General features: G+C 65.4%; 17 protein-coding genes. 6 read left to right on the forward strand and 11 right to left on the reverse strand.

The window, feature by feature from the left end:
* Nucleotides 1-9 precede the first annotated feature (9 nt).
* Nucleotides 10-1,554: a DHA2 family efflux MFS transporter permease subunit gene (locus EV669_RS07390; protein ID WP_054286715.1), complete on the forward strand. Its 1,545-nt coding sequence runs from the start codon at nt 10-12 to the stop codon at nt 1,552-1,554.
* A 59-nt stretch (nt 1,555-1,613) separates the two neighbouring features.
* On the opposite strand, the gene EV669_RS07395 is transcribed toward EV669_RS07390, so the two are convergent.
* The 7 genes from EV669_RS07395 to polA all read right to left on the reverse strand — a co-directional run bounded on the left by EV669_RS07395 (nt 1,614) and on the right by polA (nt 10,858).
* The gene (locus tag EV669_RS07395; RefSeq protein WP_132098280.1) at nt 1,614-2,063 is read right to left on the reverse strand and encodes a type IV pilin protein; all 450 of its coding nucleotides are present in this window, start codon (nt 2,061-2,063) and stop codon (nt 1,614-1,616) included.
* Nucleotides 2,064-5,042, reverse strand: coding sequence for a pilus assembly protein (locus EV669_RS07400; protein WP_165922721.1), 2,979 nt, complete (start codon nt 5,040-5,042; stop codon nt 2,064-2,066).
* 26 nt (nt 5,043-5,068) lie between these two features.
* A complete protein-coding gene (locus tag EV669_RS07405; protein WP_132098282.1) occupies nt 5,069-5,734 on the reverse strand; it encodes a pilus assembly PilX family protein in 666 nt (221 codons plus the stop codon).
* Nucleotides 5,731-6,774 carry a PilW family protein gene (locus EV669_RS07410; protein ID WP_165922722.1) on the reverse strand — a complete coding sequence of 348 codons (1,044 nt, stop codon included), beginning with the start codon at nt 6,772-6,774 and terminating at the stop codon, nt 5,731-5,733. The genes EV669_RS07405 and EV669_RS07410 overlap by 4 nt, the downstream gene beginning before the upstream one ends.
* The gene (gene pilV, locus EV669_RS07415) at nt 6,749-7,318 is read right to left on the reverse strand and encodes a type IV pilus modification protein PilV (protein ID WP_165922723.1); all 570 of its coding nucleotides are present in this window, start codon (nt 7,316-7,318) and stop codon (nt 6,749-6,751) included. The genes EV669_RS07410 and pilV overlap by 26 nt, the downstream gene beginning before the upstream one ends.
* 7 nt (nt 7,319-7,325) lie before the next feature.
* Nucleotides 7,326-7,865 (reverse strand): GspH/FimT family pseudopilin, encoded by a 540-nt coding sequence (locus EV669_RS07420; protein ID WP_055433301.1) that lies wholly within the window; start codon nt 7,863-7,865, stop codon nt 7,326-7,328.
* Between the two features lie 233 nt (nt 7,866-8,098).
* Nucleotides 8,099-10,858, reverse strand: a complete 2,760-nt coding sequence (polA, locus tag EV669_RS07425; protein ID WP_132098285.1) for a DNA polymerase I — start codon at nt 10,856-10,858, stop codon at nt 8,099-8,101.
* 13 nt (nt 10,859-10,871) lie between these two features.
* Here polA and EV669_RS07430 point away from each other — a divergent pair, with 13 nt between their 5' ends.
* From EV669_RS07430 to EV669_RS07440, 3 genes are read left to right on the forward strand one after another with little or no spacing between them, the layout of a single operon-like run.
* Nucleotides 10,872-11,600: an LOG family protein gene (locus tag EV669_RS07430; protein WP_054286708.1), complete on the forward strand. Its 729-nt coding sequence runs from the start codon at nt 10,872-10,874 to the stop codon at nt 11,598-11,600.
* A gap of 22 nt (nt 11,601-11,622) precedes the next feature.
* Nucleotides 11,623-11,940: a DUF2782 domain-containing protein gene (locus EV669_RS07435; protein WP_054286707.1), complete on the forward strand. Its 318-nt coding sequence runs from the start codon at nt 11,623-11,625 to the stop codon at nt 11,938-11,940.
* 10 nt (nt 11,941-11,950) lie between these two features.
* Complete coding sequence (locus EV669_RS07440; RefSeq protein WP_054286706.1) at nt 11,951-12,889, forward strand: homoserine kinase; 939 nt, start codon at nt 11,951-11,953, stop codon at nt 12,887-12,889.
* A gap of 41 nt (nt 12,890-12,930) precedes the next feature.
* Here the strand turns inward: EV669_RS07440 and EV669_RS07445 are convergent, their stop codons facing one another.
* The gene (locus EV669_RS07445) at nt 12,931-13,812 is read right to left on the reverse strand and encodes a LysR family transcriptional regulator (protein ID WP_132098286.1); all 882 of its coding nucleotides are present in this window, start codon (nt 13,810-13,812) and stop codon (nt 12,931-12,933) included.
* 126 nt (nt 13,813-13,938) lie between these two features.
* Here EV669_RS07445 and EV669_RS07450 point away from each other — a divergent pair, with 126 nt between their 5' ends.
* Nucleotides 13,939-14,964, forward strand: coding sequence for a YeiH family protein (locus EV669_RS07450; RefSeq protein WP_132098287.1), 1,026 nt, complete (start codon nt 13,939-13,941; stop codon nt 14,962-14,964).
* 72 nt (nt 14,965-15,036) lie between these two features.
* Here EV669_RS07450 and EV669_RS14115 read toward each other — a convergent pair whose 3' ends face one another.
* The 3 genes from EV669_RS14115 to EV669_RS07465 all read right to left on the reverse strand — a co-directional run bounded on the left by EV669_RS14115 (nt 15,037) and on the right by EV669_RS07465 (nt 18,067).
* On the reverse strand, nt 15,037-15,225 hold the full coding sequence (locus EV669_RS14115) for a YbdD/YjiX family protein (RefSeq protein WP_235445653.1): 189 nt from the start codon (nt 15,223-15,225) through the stop codon (nt 15,037-15,039).
* Entirely contained in the window at nt 15,218-17,284 is a 2,067-nt protein-coding gene (locus EV669_RS07460; protein WP_132098288.1) for a carbon starvation CstA family protein, read from the reverse strand. Before EV669_RS07460 ends, EV669_RS14115 begins: the two co-directional genes overlap by 8 nt.
* A 159-nt stretch (nt 17,285-17,443) precedes the next feature.
* Nucleotides 17,444-18,067 (reverse strand): glutathione S-transferase family protein, encoded by a 624-nt coding sequence (locus tag EV669_RS07465; protein ID WP_055433306.1) that lies wholly within the window; start codon nt 18,065-18,067, stop codon nt 17,444-17,446.
* Nucleotides 18,068-18,200: 133 nt separating this feature from the next.
* On the opposite strand from EV669_RS07465, the gene hemF reads away from it, so the two are divergent.
* Nucleotides 18,201-19,109 (forward strand): oxygen-dependent coproporphyrinogen oxidase, encoded by a 909-nt coding sequence (gene hemF / locus EV669_RS07470; RefSeq protein ID WP_132098289.1) that lies wholly within the window; start codon nt 18,201-18,203, stop codon nt 19,107-19,109.
* Nucleotides 19,110-19,134 lie beyond the last annotated feature (25 nt).

The raw sequence follows: 19,134 nt of genomic DNA on the forward strand, positions 1-19,134 counted from the left end.
GGCCCTGCGATGGCACACCCTCCGCTGACCGGCGCCCGGCTGTTCTGGATCACGCTGGCGCTGTCGTTGTCCACCTTCATGCAGGTGCTGGACACCACCATCGCCAACGTGGCGCTCCCCACGATCTCGGGCAGCCTGGGCGCGGCCACGAGTCAGGGCACATGGGTGATCACCTCGTTTGGCGTGGCCAACGCGATCGCAGTGCCACTGACCGGCTGGCTGGCCAAGCGCGTGGGCGAGGTCAAGCTGTTCACCATCTCCACCGTGCTGTTCGTGCTTACCTCGTGGCTGTGCGGTCTGTCGCCCAACCTCGAGATGCTGATCTTCTTCCGCATCCTCCAGGGTGCGGTGGCCGGCCCGATGATCCCGCTGTCGCAAAGCCTGCTTCTGGCGAGCTACCCCCCGGAGAAGAAGGGCATGGCCCTGGCGCTGTGGAGCATGACGGTGATCGTGGCGCCGATCTTTGGCCCCATCCTTGGCGGCTGGATCAGCGACAACTGGCACTGGGCCTGGATCTTCTTCATCAATATCCCGGTTGGTCTAGTGGCGGCGTGGATCGCATGGCGCGAGCTGAAGGAGCGGGAGACACCGACCGTGGCGCTGCCGATCGACCGCATCGGGCTGGTACTCCTGGTACTGGGCGTGGGGGCGCTGCAGATGATGCTGGACCGCGGCAAGGAGCTGGACTGGTTCTCGTCCACCGAAATCGTGGTGCTGGCGATCGTAGCGGTGGTGGCGCTGACCTATCTCGTGCTGTGGGAACGGGACGAGGCGCACCCCATCATCGATATCTCGCTCTTTGCCAAACGCAACTTCACCGTTGGGGCGCTGGCCACCAGCCTCGGGTTCATGGTGTATTTCGGCACCATCGTGCTGCTGCCGCTGCTGCTGCAAACCCAGTTGGGCTACACCGCCACCTGGGCCGGGCTGGCTGCGGCACCGATCGGCATCCTGCCGGTGCTGCTCTCGCCGATCATCGGCAAGAACGCCCACCGGCTGGACATGCGCTGGCTGGTGACAGTGAGCTTTTCGATCTACGCCCTGTGCTTCTTCTGGCGCAGCACCTTCTCGCCAGACATGGACTTTGCCTACGTGGTGTGGCCGCAGGTGGTACAGGGAATCGGGGTGGCCTGCTTCTTCATGCCGCTGACGACGATCACGCTGTCCGGGCTGCGGCCTGACCAGATCGCCGGCGCCTCCAGCCTGTCAAACTTCATGCGCATCCTGGCCGGCAGTATCGGCGCTTCATTCACCACCACGCTGTGGGACCGCCGGGAAGCGGTCCACCACGCCACCCTCTCAAGCCAGGCCAGCCCCGGCTCGGCAGCGGCCGACCCTTGGTGGCAGATGCTGTCGGGCTTTGGGATCGGCGATGCGCAGCAGGCCGGGCTGACGGCCGGACAGATCACGCGCCAGGCCTACATCATGGCCTCCAACGAGATCTTCTGGGCATCGGGCTGGCTGTTCATTGCGCTGATCGCGCTGGTATGGATGGCCCGCCCCCCTTTCCGGCCGGGCGGAGGTGGCGCGCCCGTGGACAGCGGCGCGCATTGACGAAAGCGACAGCCGGCCTTCGGGCCGGCTGTCGCTTTCGGGAAGGTTGGCCGAAGCGCTCAGGGCAAGCGACAGCTGCGCCCGCCTGAGGCGTTGGGCTCGCAATACCGTATATTGCCGTCCTGGTCCAGCTGGATGCTGATGCCCCCCAGCCAGTCCTGCCCGCTGACCGGCATCGCTTCCAGCGTATACTCGCCCTCATCCACATTGATCGCCGATGCGGTAAAGCCGATCTGGTAAAGCGGCGTCTCGGGCGCGGGCGGTACGCGGCTGGCCGGCAGGGCCGGCCAGGCATTGGAGGAAGCCTTGAAACTGCCCTTTTCGCCGTACCAGCGCTCAAGAAAATGGGCGTTTTCCAGCAGCAGGGCACGCGCTTCCGCCTGCCGGGTTTTCACCACATGCTGTCGATAGACCGGCACGGCGATCGCGGCAAGAATGGCCACCACGGCCATCACCACCAAAAGTTCGAGCAGGCTGAAGCCTGCCATCCGGATGCAAAACCTGTTCATTCAGAAGAGCTCCCGCCATGCAAGGCGCCGGCCGGGCCCACCGGCCGCTCCCCAAGGCAAGGTGAGCGGGCCTTCGGCCCCACCCCCACCGGCACCACCGTACATCTGCCGCAGGCCGCCCTGAAAAATGCGGTCAATGTAGGGATTGAGCCGGTTGTTGATCTGACCGCTCTGGGTAACCGAGCGGCGCCAGACATAACGGTTGCGCGCCATGCCTACCGGTGCCAGCGCCGAGGGCATGCCGACCTGCGAACGGTAGCCGGTGATCACCTCGGGCTGCCCTGCGGCAAAGGCGGTGCGGTCCGCCACCGAGGCGCGGCCGTCCTCATCCAGGTCCCACGGATCGCGCACTGGCCGGCTGCCGGTGAGCGGGTCGAGTGAAAGCACCCAGCCGGTTCCCCCTGCAGTGCACTGGTTCGCCCCGAGGAAGGGAACCTGCGTGGAGAAGTCCACGCGCCCGTTCCCCAGCGGCACCATCTCGTAGAGCACCCGCTCGCCCTGCGGGATGCCGGAGGCCGGCAGCAGATCGAGGTACCAACCGCCAAAGGTGTCTGCCCCGGCACCGAGCATGAAGCTGCGACGGGTGGTGCGCCGTGTTTCGTAGGTGCGCACCGTGGCGCTGCCCGAAAGCGTCACGGTGGTGCTGCCCTCGGCATCGACACTTTGGCGGGCCAGACGGCCAGGGCCGCTGCCGGCCTGATCCTCACGGTCGCCATAGGCGTGGGTTGGCCGAAGGCCGGCCGGATCATCCCACAGGCCGTATACCGACTGCACGTCCAGGGCGCTCCCGGCGCTGCCCTGAGGCTTGTCCTCGCTGTAGAGCAGGCGGCCAGTGCCGAACAGCACCATGTAACCGGGGCCGTCGCTGCGGCGCACCAGCGCCGGGGTGGCTGTTACCGGCTGGCGGGCCACCCCGTGCCAGAACGCCGTGCCCGACCCCTGCGCCCAGTCGGCCACCCCGCCAAGGGCGAAACGCCATACCCGACCTTTCAGATCGCCGGCATAGGCCCAGTCCGCCACACCGTCACCGTCGCTGTCCAGCACCGCCGGGCCCGACAGGCCGTTGTCCGGGCTGTCGTCCGTCTGCAGCTGGGCCACCCGCGTACCCGTCAGCAGGTCGTGGACGAGCAGCCAGCCCCTGCGCACCGGGCTGTCATAGCCATTGCCGGTGATCACCGCCCAGCGCACTGCACCGGCCTGCCAGCCGGCGCCCGCCACCGGCATGCGGACGCGCGCGATGACCGGCCGGCCGAAGACATGCCCCAGCAAGGGATCATTGTCTGCCTGTCCACCCCGCTCCCACAGCACTACCTGACCGGGCGCATCCACCGCTGCCGTAGCCGGCGTCAGGGCCGAGGTCACGTCTAGTGCGAACAGGCCCCGCCCGCCCTGGGCCAGCGTACCCACCAGATAATGGCGGCCTTCGGCAGTCTCGGACACAACCGGCCCGTTGACGAAATAGGTGTGCGCCAGTCGGCTGCCGTATCCGGCATCACGCAGTACGGGCAGGCGCGTCAGCACGTTGAACGGCACGTATGCCAGCCGCTCGCGGTACTGGCCGCTACCAGGCGAGGTTTCGGTGAAGAGGTGCAGCATGCCATCGTTGGCGCCCACCGCAAACGCGGCCCCGTCGGCCAGCATCTCGATCCGTGAGTCGATGATGTCGCCCAGCCAAGGCAGACCGCCATTGGGGTTGCGCTCGTTCGCCGCCGGGCTGCCCCGAAGGTGCCGGATGACATCGGCGGCGGCCTCGCCGAAAGTCAGCGTATCGCTGGCGAGGGGGCTGTCGAAGCGCTGGCCGGAGAGCACGGCCCCTGCGGTCAGACGGTACTGGCCCCCTCCCATCGGGCATGTCCACATGCCCGCAGGCTGCGTGGGATAGCTGGTATAGATCAGCCGCTCCGCCGCGGCCGGCAGCTGCACAGGGTAGCGCTGCGCCGGGTCCAGATTGCCGCGTCCGTCCAAACCGTAACTCACCAGTTCCGATGTCCAGGTCTTCGGATCGAAACGGCTGAACACCACCGAGGTCGGCTTGCCGCTGCCGGCAGCAGGAGGGGTTGCTGCAGCGTTGCGGTTGTTGATGTCGGTCAGGATGGCATTGAAGCTCTGCCGCAACGAAGCGGCATCGCTGGCGGTAAAGTACAACCCTCCGCCTGCCTGGGCTGCCTTCTTAAGGTAGGCGTGGTCGATGGTGAAGCCGACGGTATAAGTACGCAGATACTGGCGCACAAACCCGGCGGTGTTCCAGCTGAAGCCTTCGATATCGTTCTGGCTACCGTCGGGGAACAGGTCGCTGCTGAAGGCCGCACCGGTCAGCTTGGGCAGCACGTTCAGCGCTCCGTCCACTTTTAGCTGGCTATTGGACAGGCCACCGAACAGAGCGTCACCGTCCACGCGAAAGTCGTCGTCCTCGTAAGGCTCCCCATCGGTCATCATGAGGATGGCGTTGTTCTGGCAACGGTATTGCACGGGAGAGGTGTAGGCCGGGCTCCCGGCGGCTTTCCTGTACACCGTGGACAACCCGCGGAAATACCGGCTCATCTCGATGAAGGCTTCCGAAAGCGGAGTGTTGGTCTGTGCCTGCAGGGCGTCGATTTCGGTTGCCATGCGCTGCAGGTGCGTGAGCCCGTCGGCTTCGGGCTGGCTGCCATCAGCGATGGGAAGCACCAGCTTCCCGGCAGTCGTGTAGGCATTCGGGTCGAAGGTGAACAGGCCCCAGCGGATGTCCGGATAGTTGCCCACCACTTCCTTGGCCGCCGCCTTGGCTGCCTGCAGCCGCGTGCGTGTGCTGTTGGGAAGGCGGGTACTCATGCTGACCGAGTTGTCGAAGAACATCAGCACGTTCGGGCGGGTGACGGGCGCAAGATAGAGGGGAACCGACGGATAGACCGACCTGAGTCCTGGCAGCTCGCAGACACCTGCGGGCACGGCTGCCCCCGGCCAAGCGGCAAGCAGCAGGCCCAGGGACGTTAGCAACATGGAGAAGGACAGGCGGCAAGCAGGCATCACGGCACCAGATAGAAGCTTTGCAGGGTAACGACGGTATTGGCGCTTTTCCCCCAGGCGCGGGCAGTGATCCGGTACAGCCGACCGCTCCCTCTGGCGTCGCTGTGTGCCGGGTCAACAAGTTCGATCAGATAACGCGGATTGGCCCACACCCGACTGCCGGAGACCACCGCAGCACAGCGGTTCTGGGCCCGGGGCGTTTCATAGGCGAACTCCCGCGCCTGCCCACAAGGGTGCAGCAGGGAAACGGTACCACCCCGTACCGCGCCCTCGCTCGCCACATAGGTGCGTACGCCCAGCCACGGCATGGTCTGCTGGCCGCCCCTGCCAGGCGGAGCACACAGCCCCTGTCGCCAGCGCTCCGGATTGCCGGCATTGGCACAACCGGCAGTGAAGAGCCCGTTGCGCCCCCATAGCGCGTCCTCGCTGCGTCCGGCCACCTCCAGTTCGGCATCCAGTTGTTCGGCCTCTGCTTCTCCTTGCCGCAGGGCCAGCTCCGCCAGCTCGAAGGCCAGATGGCGGTCGGTCTGGTTGGCGCCGATGCGTTGCTCGTCCAGCATCAGCCGAGCGCTGCCGACCACGGCCATCGACACCAGCATCAGCAGCATCAGCGCAACCGTCAGGGTATGGCCCCGCTGGTGCCGCCCGGGGGGAGAAAGCCTCATGGCCGCTCTCCACCACAGGGGGGCTGGCTGCGCAGTGCCACGTTTGCCTGATACGTCAGGGTGGCGCTGGCGGCCGCCGCATCCCGATAAGGAAAGGCCAGCTGCAGCCGCAGAAGTGCCAGACGTGGCCATTCGTCCTGCGCCACCCCGGCGGCATCAGCGCGGAACACCATGCGTGGGCCTGAGGCGTTGCAGGCCGAGCGGATACCGTACTCCACCTGCCACTGGTCGACACCAGACGCCACGAGCGCAGGTACGCTTCGTGTACCGTCCTTTTTCAGATCCATCCGCCACAGGCTGCGCACGCCCCCGGACGCTGCGATGAAGTAGGCGCGCGAGACCAGCGCCAGTACTTCCAGCGACCCCGGCTGGTGGCCGGAAACGGCTCCGCTGGCCAAAGGAAGTGCGTGCGCCAGTGTCAGAGTACTGCCGCTGGCACCGGTACTCACGGTGACGCCTCCGCTACCTACGGCCAGCACGTCAGCACGACCGCAACTACTTACCACAACCGTGCCCCAGGCCTTCCAGTCACTCTGGCTGGCCACGGGAAAGCTCAGCTGGGCCAGCTGACCGGAGGCCACCGAGTAGGAAGCGACCGGACCGATCAGCTGCCCGTACTGTACGATCAGCACCTCCCCAACCGGTACCATCCCGCTGCCTCCGAACCAAGTGTTGCCTGTGGCGGAAGCCTGTGCCAGCCCGGCCACGCCGGCCCCTGTGGCTGCCAGCTGCCGCCAGGGTGCGGCAGAGGCCACTGCGTTGACGATGCTGCCCGATGCCTCCGCCAGCGAGAGGCATCCCAGCTCGCCCGCCATGCGCACGTCCCGCGCCAGTGTCTGGACGGCATAGCGCGCATCCTGCTGGCGGCTGATCCGCTCCTCGGCATTAGCCAAGGTACGCCGGGTGTTGAGATAGGCGGACAGTACAGTCGCCAGCACAACCAGCCCCAGCGTCAGAGCCACCATCAGCTCCACCAGCGATACCCCCCGCTGATGCCGCAGTGCCTGCCCATCCTCAGTCGGTCTGTATCGGCAGGACATAGCGTTTCTCCACGGTAGCCGAAGCGCCGGAGGCGAGGGCAGCCCGTGTGCGGGCATCCTGACGCTGACGCCATACGATCCGTACGCCCAACTCGCCACTGGGGCGGCATCCGCTGTCAGCGAAGCTAGGCTGCGATCCGGGCGCGGCACGGCAGACCACGGCTTTCCAGGCGGTGCTGCTGGCCGGAAAACGAGCCGCCAACGCCTGCTTGAACCGATACAGGTCCCAGGCCGCAAGGTCAGCGGCGCTACACTCGGTGCCGGCTTGGCAGGCCTGCCCTGGCACAGTCAGATGGCTGGTGTAATCCTCCTCCTCGTAATGCGCCCATGAATAGGCCAGTCCGCCACTGGCTGTGGCACTGGCAATGCCGTTGGCACGCATCGACTCGGCAAGACTTTCGGCCTGTGCGCTCATCACCAGCGCAAGTTCTGCGTCGCGCGCCAGCGTCAGGCTACGTGCCTGCATGCCAGCCAGCCCCAACAGGCCCACGGCCAGCACCATGAGCGCCACCAGCACTTCCAGCAGGCTGAAGCCTGCGTGCATGCATCGATCAGGCGCAACCATCGCAGCCATTTCCCCTGCATGCGCGTGCCCGTCCGGTCGCCTCCATCTGTACCGAAGCGCATTGCCCTCCGGCTTCGCGGATCACCCACCTAGGCGGGGTGTCGTTGCTGCCCAGCCGGCCCTCCGGCGTCAGGGTGAGGCGGTCTACGTTGGCCGAAACACTGGCCAGATCATCGAAGTTGAGCTTCTTGCGTGCTTCGCCGCTATCAAAGCGACCATTGGGCAGATCGGGATTGTCGGCGTAGACCAGCACGCCTTCGCTCCAGCTGGCGCTGGCGGTACCACTTCGGGCCAGGCAGCCCTGAAGGTTGAGGTTGGAGCGGAAGTTTGCGGCACAGACCGTCAGAGCCTGGTTGCCACGTATGGCCTCGCTGCGTGCGAACTGCAAGCTGGACACCAGGCCGCGTACCCGGGTTTCGATCCGTGCCGAAGCGGTCCAGGCCGCCAGCCCGGGGGTAGCGATGGCAGCCAGCACCGCGGCCACGGCCAGCGTCGCCATCATTTCCACAAGCGTGAAACCTTTCATCGCACAATGCTCTGCTACTGGGTCTTCATGCCAACGAAGGAAGACATTCGATACAAATGCACAGGAACACCAAGCGAGGAAAATTTAAGACGAGCGGGTATTTATGTCAATTACATATATGGCATTTGATTCAAGGCGCAGAAAAATGTGGCACAAAAACAAACCGCCCCGTGGACCGGGGCGGTGTCATGCAAGGGCAGGGTAAGGAAGAAACGGCCGGCGCAACGCACCGGTCAGTGGGCCGCCTCCCAGCTGTCCCCGAAGCCTACTTCTGCGAGGAGCGGCACCTTGAGCGCCGCCACCCCGGCCATCAGTGCGGGCAGGCGCTCGGCAATCAGGGCCTGCTCTTCCCGGGGTACTTCCAGCACCAGCTCGTCATGCACCTGCATTACCAAGCGGCTGGCCAGTCCTTCCGCATTCAGCCAGCGGTGCACCGCGATCATGGCCAGCTTGATCAGGTCGGCAGCTGTTCCTTGCATGGGGGCGTTGATGGCCGCCCGCTCGGCGGCGGCACGGCGCCCCGCATTGCTGGCCCGGATCTCGGGCAGGTAAAGGCGACGGCCGAACACGGTCTCCACATAACCCTGCTCTCGTGCCGATTCCCGGGTGCGCTGCATGTAATCAGCCACCCCCGGGTAACGCATGAAGTAGCGGTCGATATACTGCTGTGCAGCCACCCGCTCGATGCCGAGCTGTGCTGCCAGCCCGAAAGCACTCATGCCGTAGATCAAGCCGAAATTGATCGCCTTGGCAGCACGCCGCTGGTCGCTGCTGACCGCATCCAGCGCCACGCCGAACACCTCGGCGGCCGTGGCGCGGTGGATGTCCTCGCCGCTGGCAAAAGCGCGCAGCATACCCGGGTCATCGGACAGGTGGGCCATGATGCGCAGCTCCACCTGCGAATAGTCGGCCGAAACGATGAGGTGGCCGGGGGGGGCCACAAAGGCCTCACGCACCCGCCGTCCTTCAGGGGTACGCACTGGGATGTTCTGCAAGTTGGGGTCGGAACTGGCCAGCCGGCCGGTAACGGCGACCGCTTGGGCATAGTTGGTGTGCACCCGCCCGGTCTCGGGCCGGATCAGCGCCGGCAGCTTGTCGGTGTAGGTGGACTTGAGCTTGGACAGCCCCCGGTACTGCAGAATCAGCCGCGGCAGGGGATGGTCGAGCGCCAGCTTCTCCAGCACCTCTTCGTCGGTAGAATAGCCACCCGAGGCGGTCTTGCGCACCCCTTTGGTGTCGATGCCCAGCTTGCCAAACAGGATCTCCTGCAACTGCTTGGGAGAGTTGAGATTGAAGGGCTGACCTGCCATCTCGTGTGCGCGCCGCTCCACCTCCAGCATCTCCCGGCCCAGCTCGTGGCTCTGCTGTGCCAGCTTGTCGCGGTCGATGAGCACCCCGGTACGCTCCATCGCGAACAGCACATCCGCCACCGGCAGTTCAATGGTGCGGTATACCTCGGCCAAGCGGTCCGTCATCTTGCCGGCGAGCGTGCTGTTGAGGCGCAACACAATATCGGCATCCTCTGCCGCATAGCGGGTGGCAGTGTCCACGTCCACGTCGGCAAAACCGATCTGGCGCGCACCCTTGCCGCAGATCTCCTCATACGTGATCGTGGTTTCCCCCAGATGGCGCCGGGCCAGGTCATCCATGTTGTGCGTGAGGTGGCTTTCGATCACGTACGACGCCAGCAGGGTGTCATCGACGATGCCCCGCAGGGTGATGCCGTGGTTGGCAAACACATGCCGGTCGTACTTGAGGTTCTGCCCCAGCTTGCCGGCTTTCGGGTCCTCCAGCCACGGCCTGAGCCGGGCCAGCGTAACTTCGCGATCCAGCTGATCGGGCGCCCCGGGGCCGTGATGCGCCAGCGGCACATAGGCCGCATGACCGGGCTCCACCGAGAAGCTCAGGCCAACGATTCGGGCATCCAGTGCATTGAGGCTGGTGGTTTCGGTATCGAGCGACACCCGCTCCGCCGCCTCAAGCCGAGCGATCCAGGCCTCCAGCGCCGCTTCGGTGAGCACGGTCTCGTAATGGCGCTCGATTGCTGCCTGGGGCGCAGGGGCCGCCTCGCCGGCGGCCGGCGGTGCAAAAAAATCGCCCGGAGGGTTGGCCGAAGCCTCCGCCCCCGCTTCGGCCAACCCTTCGCTGGCCTCACGCAGCCAGCTGCGGAATCCGAAGCGCTGGAACAGCTCCACCAGTCGCGGCTGGTCGCGCGGCTGGTGACGCAGCGCCTCCAGATGCGGCAGGTGCTCGGCGAGCGTGACATCGCACTTGATGGTGATGAGCTCGCGTGCCGTCGGCAGCCAGGACAGGGCTGCACGCAGGTTCTCGCCCACCTTGCCGCCCACCTGGTCCGCATGTGCAATGAGGTTGTCGAGCGTACCGTACTCCTCCAGCCACTTCACTGCGGTCTTGGGCCCGCACTTTTCCACGCCTGGCACGTTGTCCACCTTGTCACCCACCAGGACCAGGTAATCAACGATGCGCTCCGGTGGCACGCCGAACTTGGCCTTTACGCCGGCCTCATCCAGCGTCTCGTTGGTCATGGTGTTGACCACGGTCACGCTCGGAGAGACCAGTTGGGAGATGTCCTTGTCGCCGGTGGAGATGATCACCCGCATCCCTGCGGCGGTGGCCTGGCAGGCCAGCGTGCCGATCACGTCGTCCGCCTCCACGCCAGGCACCACCAGCATCGGCCACCCCGAGGCTTGCACCACCTCGTGCACCGCCGTAATCTGGCTGGCCAGCTCGTCCGGCATCGAGGGACGGTTGGCCTTGTAGTCGGCATACAGGTCGTCGCGAAAAGTCTTGCCTTTGGCGTCGAATATGCAGGCGCTATAATCGAAGGCGACCTCCCTTTCCAGCCTCCGGAGCATGTTCACCATGCCGTAGATGGCCCCTGTGGGCAGCCCTTCGGGCGAGCGCAGGTCCGGCATGGCATGAAAGGCGCGATAAAGATAAGAAGAGCCGTCAATCAATAACAGTGTTTTCATAGAGGCATTCAGTATGAGCTTGGTCGACAAGCTGCCGCCGACGAGCGACCGCTACGATTCGATGCAGCGTTTCCGCGCACGGGAAGCGTGGCACGTCATGAAGATCCTGTCCGAATTCGTCGAATCGGCCGAGGAGCTGAATGCGGTGACACCGGCCGTGAGCATCTTCGGCAGCGCCCGGATTCCGCGTGATCATCCGTATTATAAGCTCACCGAGGACATCGCCCGCCTGTTGTCGGATTCCGGCTTTTCGGTCATCTCCGGTGGGGGCCCCGGTATCATGGAGGCAGCCAACAAAGGCGCCTTTTTCGGCAAGAGCCCGTCGGTGGGGCTCAACATCGTGCTGCCGCACGAGCAGCGCGGCAACGAGTACCAGGATCTGGCCATCAGCTTCAACCACTTCTTCTCGCGCAAGGTAATGTTCGTGAAGCATGCGGTGGCCTATGTGGTGATGCCCGGCGGCTTCGGCACGCTCGACGAACTGTTCGAGGCCCTGACGCTGGTGCAGACCGGCAAGAGTCGCAAGATTCCCATCATCCTCTGCGGCAGCGCCTTCTGGGGCGGCCTGCTCGACTGGGTGCGCGACCGCCTGGCGGGCGAAGGCATGATCAATCCTGCCGACCTGGCGCTGGTGGAACTCCTGGACGAGCCACGTCAGATCGTGGACACCATCTTCAAGCATTATGAAACCCGCGGCTTCGAGGCATCGCCTGAAGAGCGCGAGCAACTTCTCAATCTGTAAGACCGCCAGAAAGGAGCGTGCCATGCGCCGCCTCAGCCTGTTCATTGTCAGTGCCGCTGCAGCCCTCAGCCTGCAGGCCCGCGCCGAAACCACGCCCGTGCCGGCCCCCCCTCAGGTGGCCGTGGACCCGGCCACGGCCGAGCCCGAAGTCAAGATCATCAAGCGCGGCGAGGACACCATCGAGGAATACCGCCTCAATGGCCACCTGTACATGGTGAAGATCACACCTTCGGTGGGCCTGCCCTACTACCTGATGGACGAGGAAGGCAACGGCCAGATGCGCCAAATCGACCCTGTGCGGCGCGTGATCATACCGCAGTGGGTTCTGCTGCGGTTCTAACGGGGGCCTCATGTCGGTTTACACCACGGTGAGCGAGGCCGAGCTCGCGGCCTGGCTGTCCCGCTACGCACTGGGCGAGCTGGTCAGCCTCAGAGGCATCGCAGCGGGGATCACCAATACCAACTACTTCGTCACCACCACCCACGGGCGCTATGTGCTCACCCTGTTTGAGGTGCTGCGGCTGGAGGACCTGCCGTTCTACCTCGGGCTAATGAGCCATCTGGCCCGGCATGGTGTAGCCTGCCCCGCCCCGGTGGCCGACCACAACGATGCCTTCGCCTCGCTGCTGGCGGGCAAGCCCGCTTGCCTCGTCACCTGTCTGGACGGTCAGGACGTCTCCACGCCCAGCGCTGCGCAGTGCCGCGCGGTGGGCGAGATGCTGGCCCTGATGCATCGGGCAGGTGACACCTACCCCGAGCGGATGCCCAACCCGCGTGGCCCGGCCTGGTGGAGCCGTACCGCCAGCGGGCTCTACCCGTTTCTGAACGAAGACGAAGCCGCGCTGCTGCGTGATGAGGTGGCCTATCAGGAGGCACACCGTTTCGATGCCCTGCCCTCGGGTGTGATCCACGCCGACCTGTTCCGCGACAACGTGCTAATGCAGGGCGAGACGATTGCCGGCTTCATCGACTTCTACTATGCCTGCAACGATCTTTTGGCCTACGACGTGGCGATTGCGCTCAACGACTGGGCACGGCGGGATGATGGCAGCATTGACGCCGAGCTGGCCCGCGCCCTTATTGCAGGCTACCAGTCGGTACGCCCGTTCATCGAGGCCGAGCGCGATACCTGGCCGGTGATGCTGCGTGCGGCAGCCCTGCGCTTCTGGGTGTCCCGCCTGCTGGACTTCCACCAGCCGCAGGCAGGTGAGCTCACCTACACCAAGGACCCGGGCGTGTTCCGGCACCTGCTGGAGGCCCATCGGACGCGCAGCGATTTCTGGCTTTAACAGGCTTGGCCGAACCCGGTCGGACAGGCGTCTGGCCGGGTTCATTCCTCTTCGGGCTCAAGGCTAAGGAAGGCTTCCAGCCCCCGCCCGGCCCGTCGCGCCTGGTGGCGTACGAGGTATAACGTGCGCGACAGCGGGGGCAGCGGCGTTTCGAGTTCGACCAGCCGCCCGCTCTTCAGCCATTCCTCCACCACATGCCGAGACAGGCAGCTAATGCCCAGCCCGGCCGCCACGGTACGCTTGATGGCTTCGGAGTTGCCCAACTCCATCACCCTTCCCAGACAGGTCAGGTGCGGCAACAGCAGGCGCTCCACTTCCTCCCGCGTGCCCGACCCACTCTCACGCAATACCCACTCGGCCGCTGCCAGTGTCTCCAGACTCAACGGGTGTCCGGCAAGCGGATGCTCAGCAGCCGCGAACACACACATGCGGTCCTCCCGCCACGGAACGACCTGGAGCGCAGGATGATGGGCGGGGCCTTCGATGAAGCCTGCATCGACCCGAAACGCGGTGACGGCCTCCACCACATCAGCGGTGTTGGCCACCAGAAGCTCCACACGCGCCTGGGGATAGCGCAGGCGGAAGCGGGCCAGCCGCTCGGGCAGAAGGTAGTTGCCGATGGTGGTGCTCGCCGCCAAGCGCAGATGTAGCGCTCCCTCGCGGGTGAACAAGTCCTGCATCGCGCCGGCCTCGTCCAAGAGTGCCTGGGCGCGCGGCCACAGCAGCCGCCCCTGTTCATTGAGCACCAGCCGCCGGCCCACCCGATCGAACAGGGGCACCGACATCCCCCCCTCCAGATTGGCCAAGGCTTGGCTGGCAGCCGACTGCGTCAGTCCAATGTAGTCAGCCGCTGCGGTAACAGTGCCGACCTCTGCCACGGCAACAAACACTTCCAGTTCACGCAGACTGATGCGCAGGCGCATGCGCCTCTCCCAAATAATCGGTATTTCTTATTATAAGAAGAAATTTTATCTGTTTTTCTGATTTAAACGGCCCGCGTATCGTCTTGGCTGTCTGCTTCCGGGAGGAAGCCCATCAGGGACAGAACGATGAATGCTTTGCGCTTGGTTTTACCGGGGGTGTCGCTCAGTGTGGCGATCGCCCTCTTGGCAGACTGGTCGGCCCGGCTGCCCGGCCCGCAGTCGCTAGGGCTCTCCGCCCTGACTCTGGCCATTCTCGGCGGCATGCTGCTCGGCCATACCGTTTACCCGAGGCTGGCGGGCATGTGCACCGCAGGGGTAGCGCTGGCCAAGACACGGCTGCTGCGGCTGGGGATCGTGCTCTATGGCTTCCGGCTGACCTTCCAGGCCGTAACCACCGTGGGATGGGCGGGCGTACTGATCGACGCGCTGGTGCTGTCCAGTACCTTTCTTCTCGCCTGGCAGGTGGGGCGGCGCCTGCTGGGGGTGGACGAGGAAAGCGTGATCCTGATTGGGGCCGGCAGCGCCATCTGTGGGGCTGCTGCGGTGCTCGCCACCGAACCGGTGGTGCGCGCCGCCCCGGAGCGGGTGACGGTGGCGGTGTCCACCGTCGTGGTGTTCGGCACGCTGGCAATGTTCCTCTATCCGGTGTTGCACGCACTGGGCAGTACCTGGGGTATCTCCGACTTCGCTTTCGGCATGTTCACCGGCTCCACCGTGCACGAGGTGGCCCAGGCGGTGGCCGCCGGGCGCGCCATCAGCGAAACCGCTGCCACCAGCGCGGTGATCACAAAACTGCTGCGAGTGATGATGCTGGCCCCGTTCCTGATGCTGCTGTCGGCCTGGCTGGCCGGACGCTCCAGCCGGGCACAGCGTCCGAGCGCGCGCATTGCCCTGCCCTGGTTTGCCCTAGGCTTTCTGGTCGTGACCGGCTTCAATTCGCTGGCGCTGCTGCCGGCACCGGTCACCGCTACCCTGGTGACGCTGGACAACCTGTTGCTGGCCACAGCGATGGCCGCACTCGGGCTCACCACCCACCTGTCGGCCTTCCGGCTGGCGGGGCCTCGGCCCCTTCTGCTGGCCGCCGTGCTGTTCCTGTGGTTGGTGGCAGGTGGCAGTCTGATCAATGCCACCGTGCTGCGGCTGATGCCTTGAACTGCAAGCAAAAGCCGCCCGGGGTGTCCGGGCGGCCAAGGGCTTCGGCCAACCTTGCGGATCAGGCCGCCGCTAGCAGGCGCACTTACCTCCGCCCCTGCCGTAGCGGGCTTTCTGGCAGTAACGGAAGAACTCCTCGCGGCTCATGACCGGCGCCTCGGGGTTGAAGCGGCGGGCACGGGCCAGATAGGCGTCATAATCCTTGACGCCCACCATCAGTCGCAGCATGGCGGTCAACCGGTGAAGCAGGCGGTCAGGCACGGCCACCCTCCTCGCGGTAAAGGGCGGGCACTTCCTTGACCGTTGCCCACTTGACTGCCAGCGCCTGCCGGGCCACGCGCAGGCCAAAGCCCACCATCGCCAGCAGCACGAACATGAAGAGCCCGATCAGCACCGCATCCACATAGTCGTTGAAGACAATCTGCTGCATCTGCTCCAGCGTCTTGGCCGGAGCCAGCACCTCTCCGTTGGCCGCGGCGCCGGAGAACTTGGACGCATGGGCCAGGAAGCTGATCTTGGGGCTGGCGTCGAACAGCTTCTGCCAGCCGGCCGTCAGCGTCACCACCAGCAGCCCTAGGGCAGGCAGTAGCGTCACCCAGACGAAGCGCTCCTTCTTCATCTTCACCAGCACCACCGAGGCCAGGATCAGCGCGATGCCTGCCAGCATCTGGTTGGCAATGCCGAAGAGCGGCCACAAGGTGTTGATGCCACCGAGCGGGTCCACCACCCCTTGGTACAGGAAGTAGCCCCAGCTGGCCACGGCCAAGGCAGTGGCCAGCAGGTTGGCCACCAGCGACTCGGTGTTGGCCAGCGGCTTGATGAAGGTACCCAGCAGGTCCTGGAACATGAAGCGCAGCGAACGGGTGCCGGCGTCGACGGCCGTCAGGATGAACAGTGCTTCGAACAGGATGGCAAAGTGATACCAAAACGCCATCATCGTCTTGCCGCCGATCACTTGGTGCAGGATGTGCGCCATGCCCACCGCCAGTGTCGGGGCGCCCCCGGCACGGGACAGGATGGACGTCTCGCCCACGTCACGCGCCACCTGCTCCAGCGTCTCTGGGGTGATGACAAAGCCCCAGGTGGAAATGACCTGGCTGGCCTCCTGCACGGTGTGGCCCACCACAGCGGCCGGACTGTTCATGGCAAAGTACACCCCCGGGTCGATCACGCTGGCGGCAATCAGCGCCATGATCGCCACGAACGACTCCATCAGCATGGCGCCATAGCCGATGGGACGGATGTGCACCTCGTTCTCCACCATCTTGGGCGTGGTGCCCGACGACACCAGCGCATGAAAGCCGGACACGGCGCCGCAGGCAATGGTGATGAAGAGGAAGGGGAACAGCCCGCCGGCGAACACCGGACCGGAGCCGTCGATGAAGCGGGTGACGGCCGGCATCTGCAGGCTGGGCATTACGATCACGATGCCCAGCGCCAGCCCGACGATGGTACCAATCTTGAGGAAGGTGGAGAGGTAGTCACGCGGGGCCAGCAGCAGCCATACCGGCAGCACCGACGCCACAAAGCCGTACAGGATCAGCGCCCAGGCGAGCGCGGTGCCATCGAAGGTGAAATACGGGGCCAGCGTCGGGTTCTCCGCCACCTTACCGCCATAGACGATGGCCAGCATCAGCAGGATGAAGCCGATGACCGACACCTCGCCGATGCGGCCCGGTCGGATGAAGCGGGTGTACAACCCCATCAGCAGCGCGATCGGAATCGTCATGGCGATGGTGAAGGTCCCCCAAGGGCTGCCGACCAGGGCCTTGACCACCACCAGCGCCAGCACAGCGAGGATGATCACCATAATCATCAGCACGCCGATGGAGGCCACCAGCCCGGCCACCGCGCCCATCTCGGCGCGGACCATGTCACCCAGCGACTTGCCGTCACGGCGGGTGGAGAGAAAGAGCACCATCATGTCCTGTACCGCGCCGGCGAACACCACGCCGGCGAGGATCCACAGCGTGCCGGGCAGGTAACCCATCTGCGCGGCCAGCACCGGGCCCACCAGCGGGCCAGCCCCGGCAATCGCGGCAAAGTGGTGCCCGAAGAGCACGGTCTTGTTGGTGGGCACGTAGTCCAGCCCGTCATTGTGGCGCTCGGCCGGTGTCATGCGGCCAAACTCGAGCCCGGCCACGCTCTGGGCTATAAACCGGCTGTAGAACCGGTAGGCGATGAGATAGACCGAAACGGCAGCGACGACAAGCCAGACGGCGTTGACGGTTTCGCCGCGCCCGAGCGCCACGACCCCGAAGGCCACGGCACCGGCGACGGCCACCACAAGCCAGATCAGCCAGTTTTTGAGGTTTGACATGCTTGCTTCCTGAAAGAGCGTCAGAGGGAGGATTGAGTCCGCAGTGCGGTGATGGTGTTGTGCGTGACAATTCTTGCCGTGACAGTCGGGTGTGGCAATACGGGACAGCCCCTTCCCTGCCGACACCTGACCTGGCTCAAGCCCTCACTGCAGCAAGTTTCACACCGCCGGCACCTGCATGCCGGCCACCACCGCAGGCCGCTCGCCCACCCGGCGATACCATGCCTCCACGGCCGGGAAGGCGGAAAGCGTCACCGCATGCCATTCATGGCGGGCCACCCAAGGATAGAGCGCAATGTCGGCAATGGTGTAGGCCTCGCCCGACACGTACGGTCCTTCGGCCAACTGGCGGTCGAGCACGCCATAGAGCCGTAGCGTCTCGTCGTGATAACGCTTTCGGGCGTAGGGCACCGGCTCGGGGGCATAGCGCAGGAAGTGGTGAGCCTGGCCCAGCATCGGCCCGAACCCGCCCATCTGAAACATCAGCCACTGCAGCGTCCGGTAGCGGGCGACCCCTTCGGCAGGCAGGAAGCGGCCATGTTTCTCGGCTAGGTACTGAAGGATGGCGCCGGATTCGAACAGCGCCAGCGGGGTACCGCCTGGTCCTTCGTCGTCGACGATGGCGGGGATCTTGTTGTTAGGGCTGACGGCGAGGAAGGCGGGTTCGAACTGCTCGTTGCGCGTGATGTCGACAGTCTTCACCTGGTAGGGCACCCCGAGTTCCTCGAGCAGGATAGACACCTTTCGACCGTTGGGGGTACCCCAGGTATACAGTGTGATCATGGTGCGGCTCCGGTAAGGTCAGAGACGGCCGCCAGCCAGACGGGGCGGCCCGGTCGGCCTATCCTAGCCCGCCCCCCTCCCACCGGCCAGCACCGGCGGTACAATGTCCGGCCCATCCGCTTGGACGACCACGATGCAGACGCCCGATACCGCCCGCGTACAAGACTTTCTTACCGACCTGCAGGACCGCATCTGCCACGCCCTGGAAGAAGCCGACGGCCAGCGCCGCTTCACAGAGGAGCGCTGGATGCGCCCCGGCGGTGGAGGCGGCCGCTCGCGCGTGCTGGCCCAGGGCGCGGTGTTCGAGCAGGCCGGGGTGAATTTCTCCCACGTCACGGGCGATGCACTGCCCCCGTCGGCCACCGCTCACCGTCCCGAACTGGTAGGGCGGCGCTGGCAGGCGATGGGCGTGTCACTGGTGGTGCATCCGGAAAACCCGTATGTGCCCACCAGCCACGCCAACGTGCGCTTCTTCATCGCGGAGAAGGACGGCGAGGCACCGGTATGGTGGTTTGGCGGCGGCTTCGACCTGACACCCTACTACGGCTTCGAGGAGGATGCGGTGCACTGGCACACGGTGGCACGCGACCTGTGCACACCCTTCGGGCCGGAAACCTACCCTGCCTACAAGAAGTGGTGCGATCAGTACTTCTTCCTCAAGCACCGCAACGAGGCGCGCGGGGTGGGCGGACTGTTCTTCGACGATCTGAACCGGCCTGACTTCGAGCATTGCTTTGCCTTCCTGCAGGCGGTGGGCAACGGTTATCTGGACGCTTACCTGCCGATCGTCGCGCGGCGCAAGAACACGCCGTGGGGGGAGCGCGAACGTCAGTTCCAGTTGTACCGGCGCGGACGCTATGTGGAGTTCAACCTGGTGTGGGACCGTGGCACGCTATTCGGCCTGCAGACCGGCGGCCGCACCGAATCCATCCTGATGTCGATGCCCCCGCTGGTACGGTGGGAATATGGCTACCAGCCGGAGCCGGGCAGCCCGGAAGCAGCCCTGACCGAGCGCTTCCTGCCCGCGCGCGACTGGGTCTGACAGCGCGCCGGCCGGGCGAAAGCCT

It is taken from the genome of Gulbenkiania mobilis (assembly GCA_004346645.1).
In the GTDB taxonomy this organism is placed as follows: domain Bacteria; phylum Pseudomonadota; class Gammaproteobacteria; order Burkholderiales; family Chromobacteriaceae; genus Gulbenkiania; species Gulbenkiania mobilis.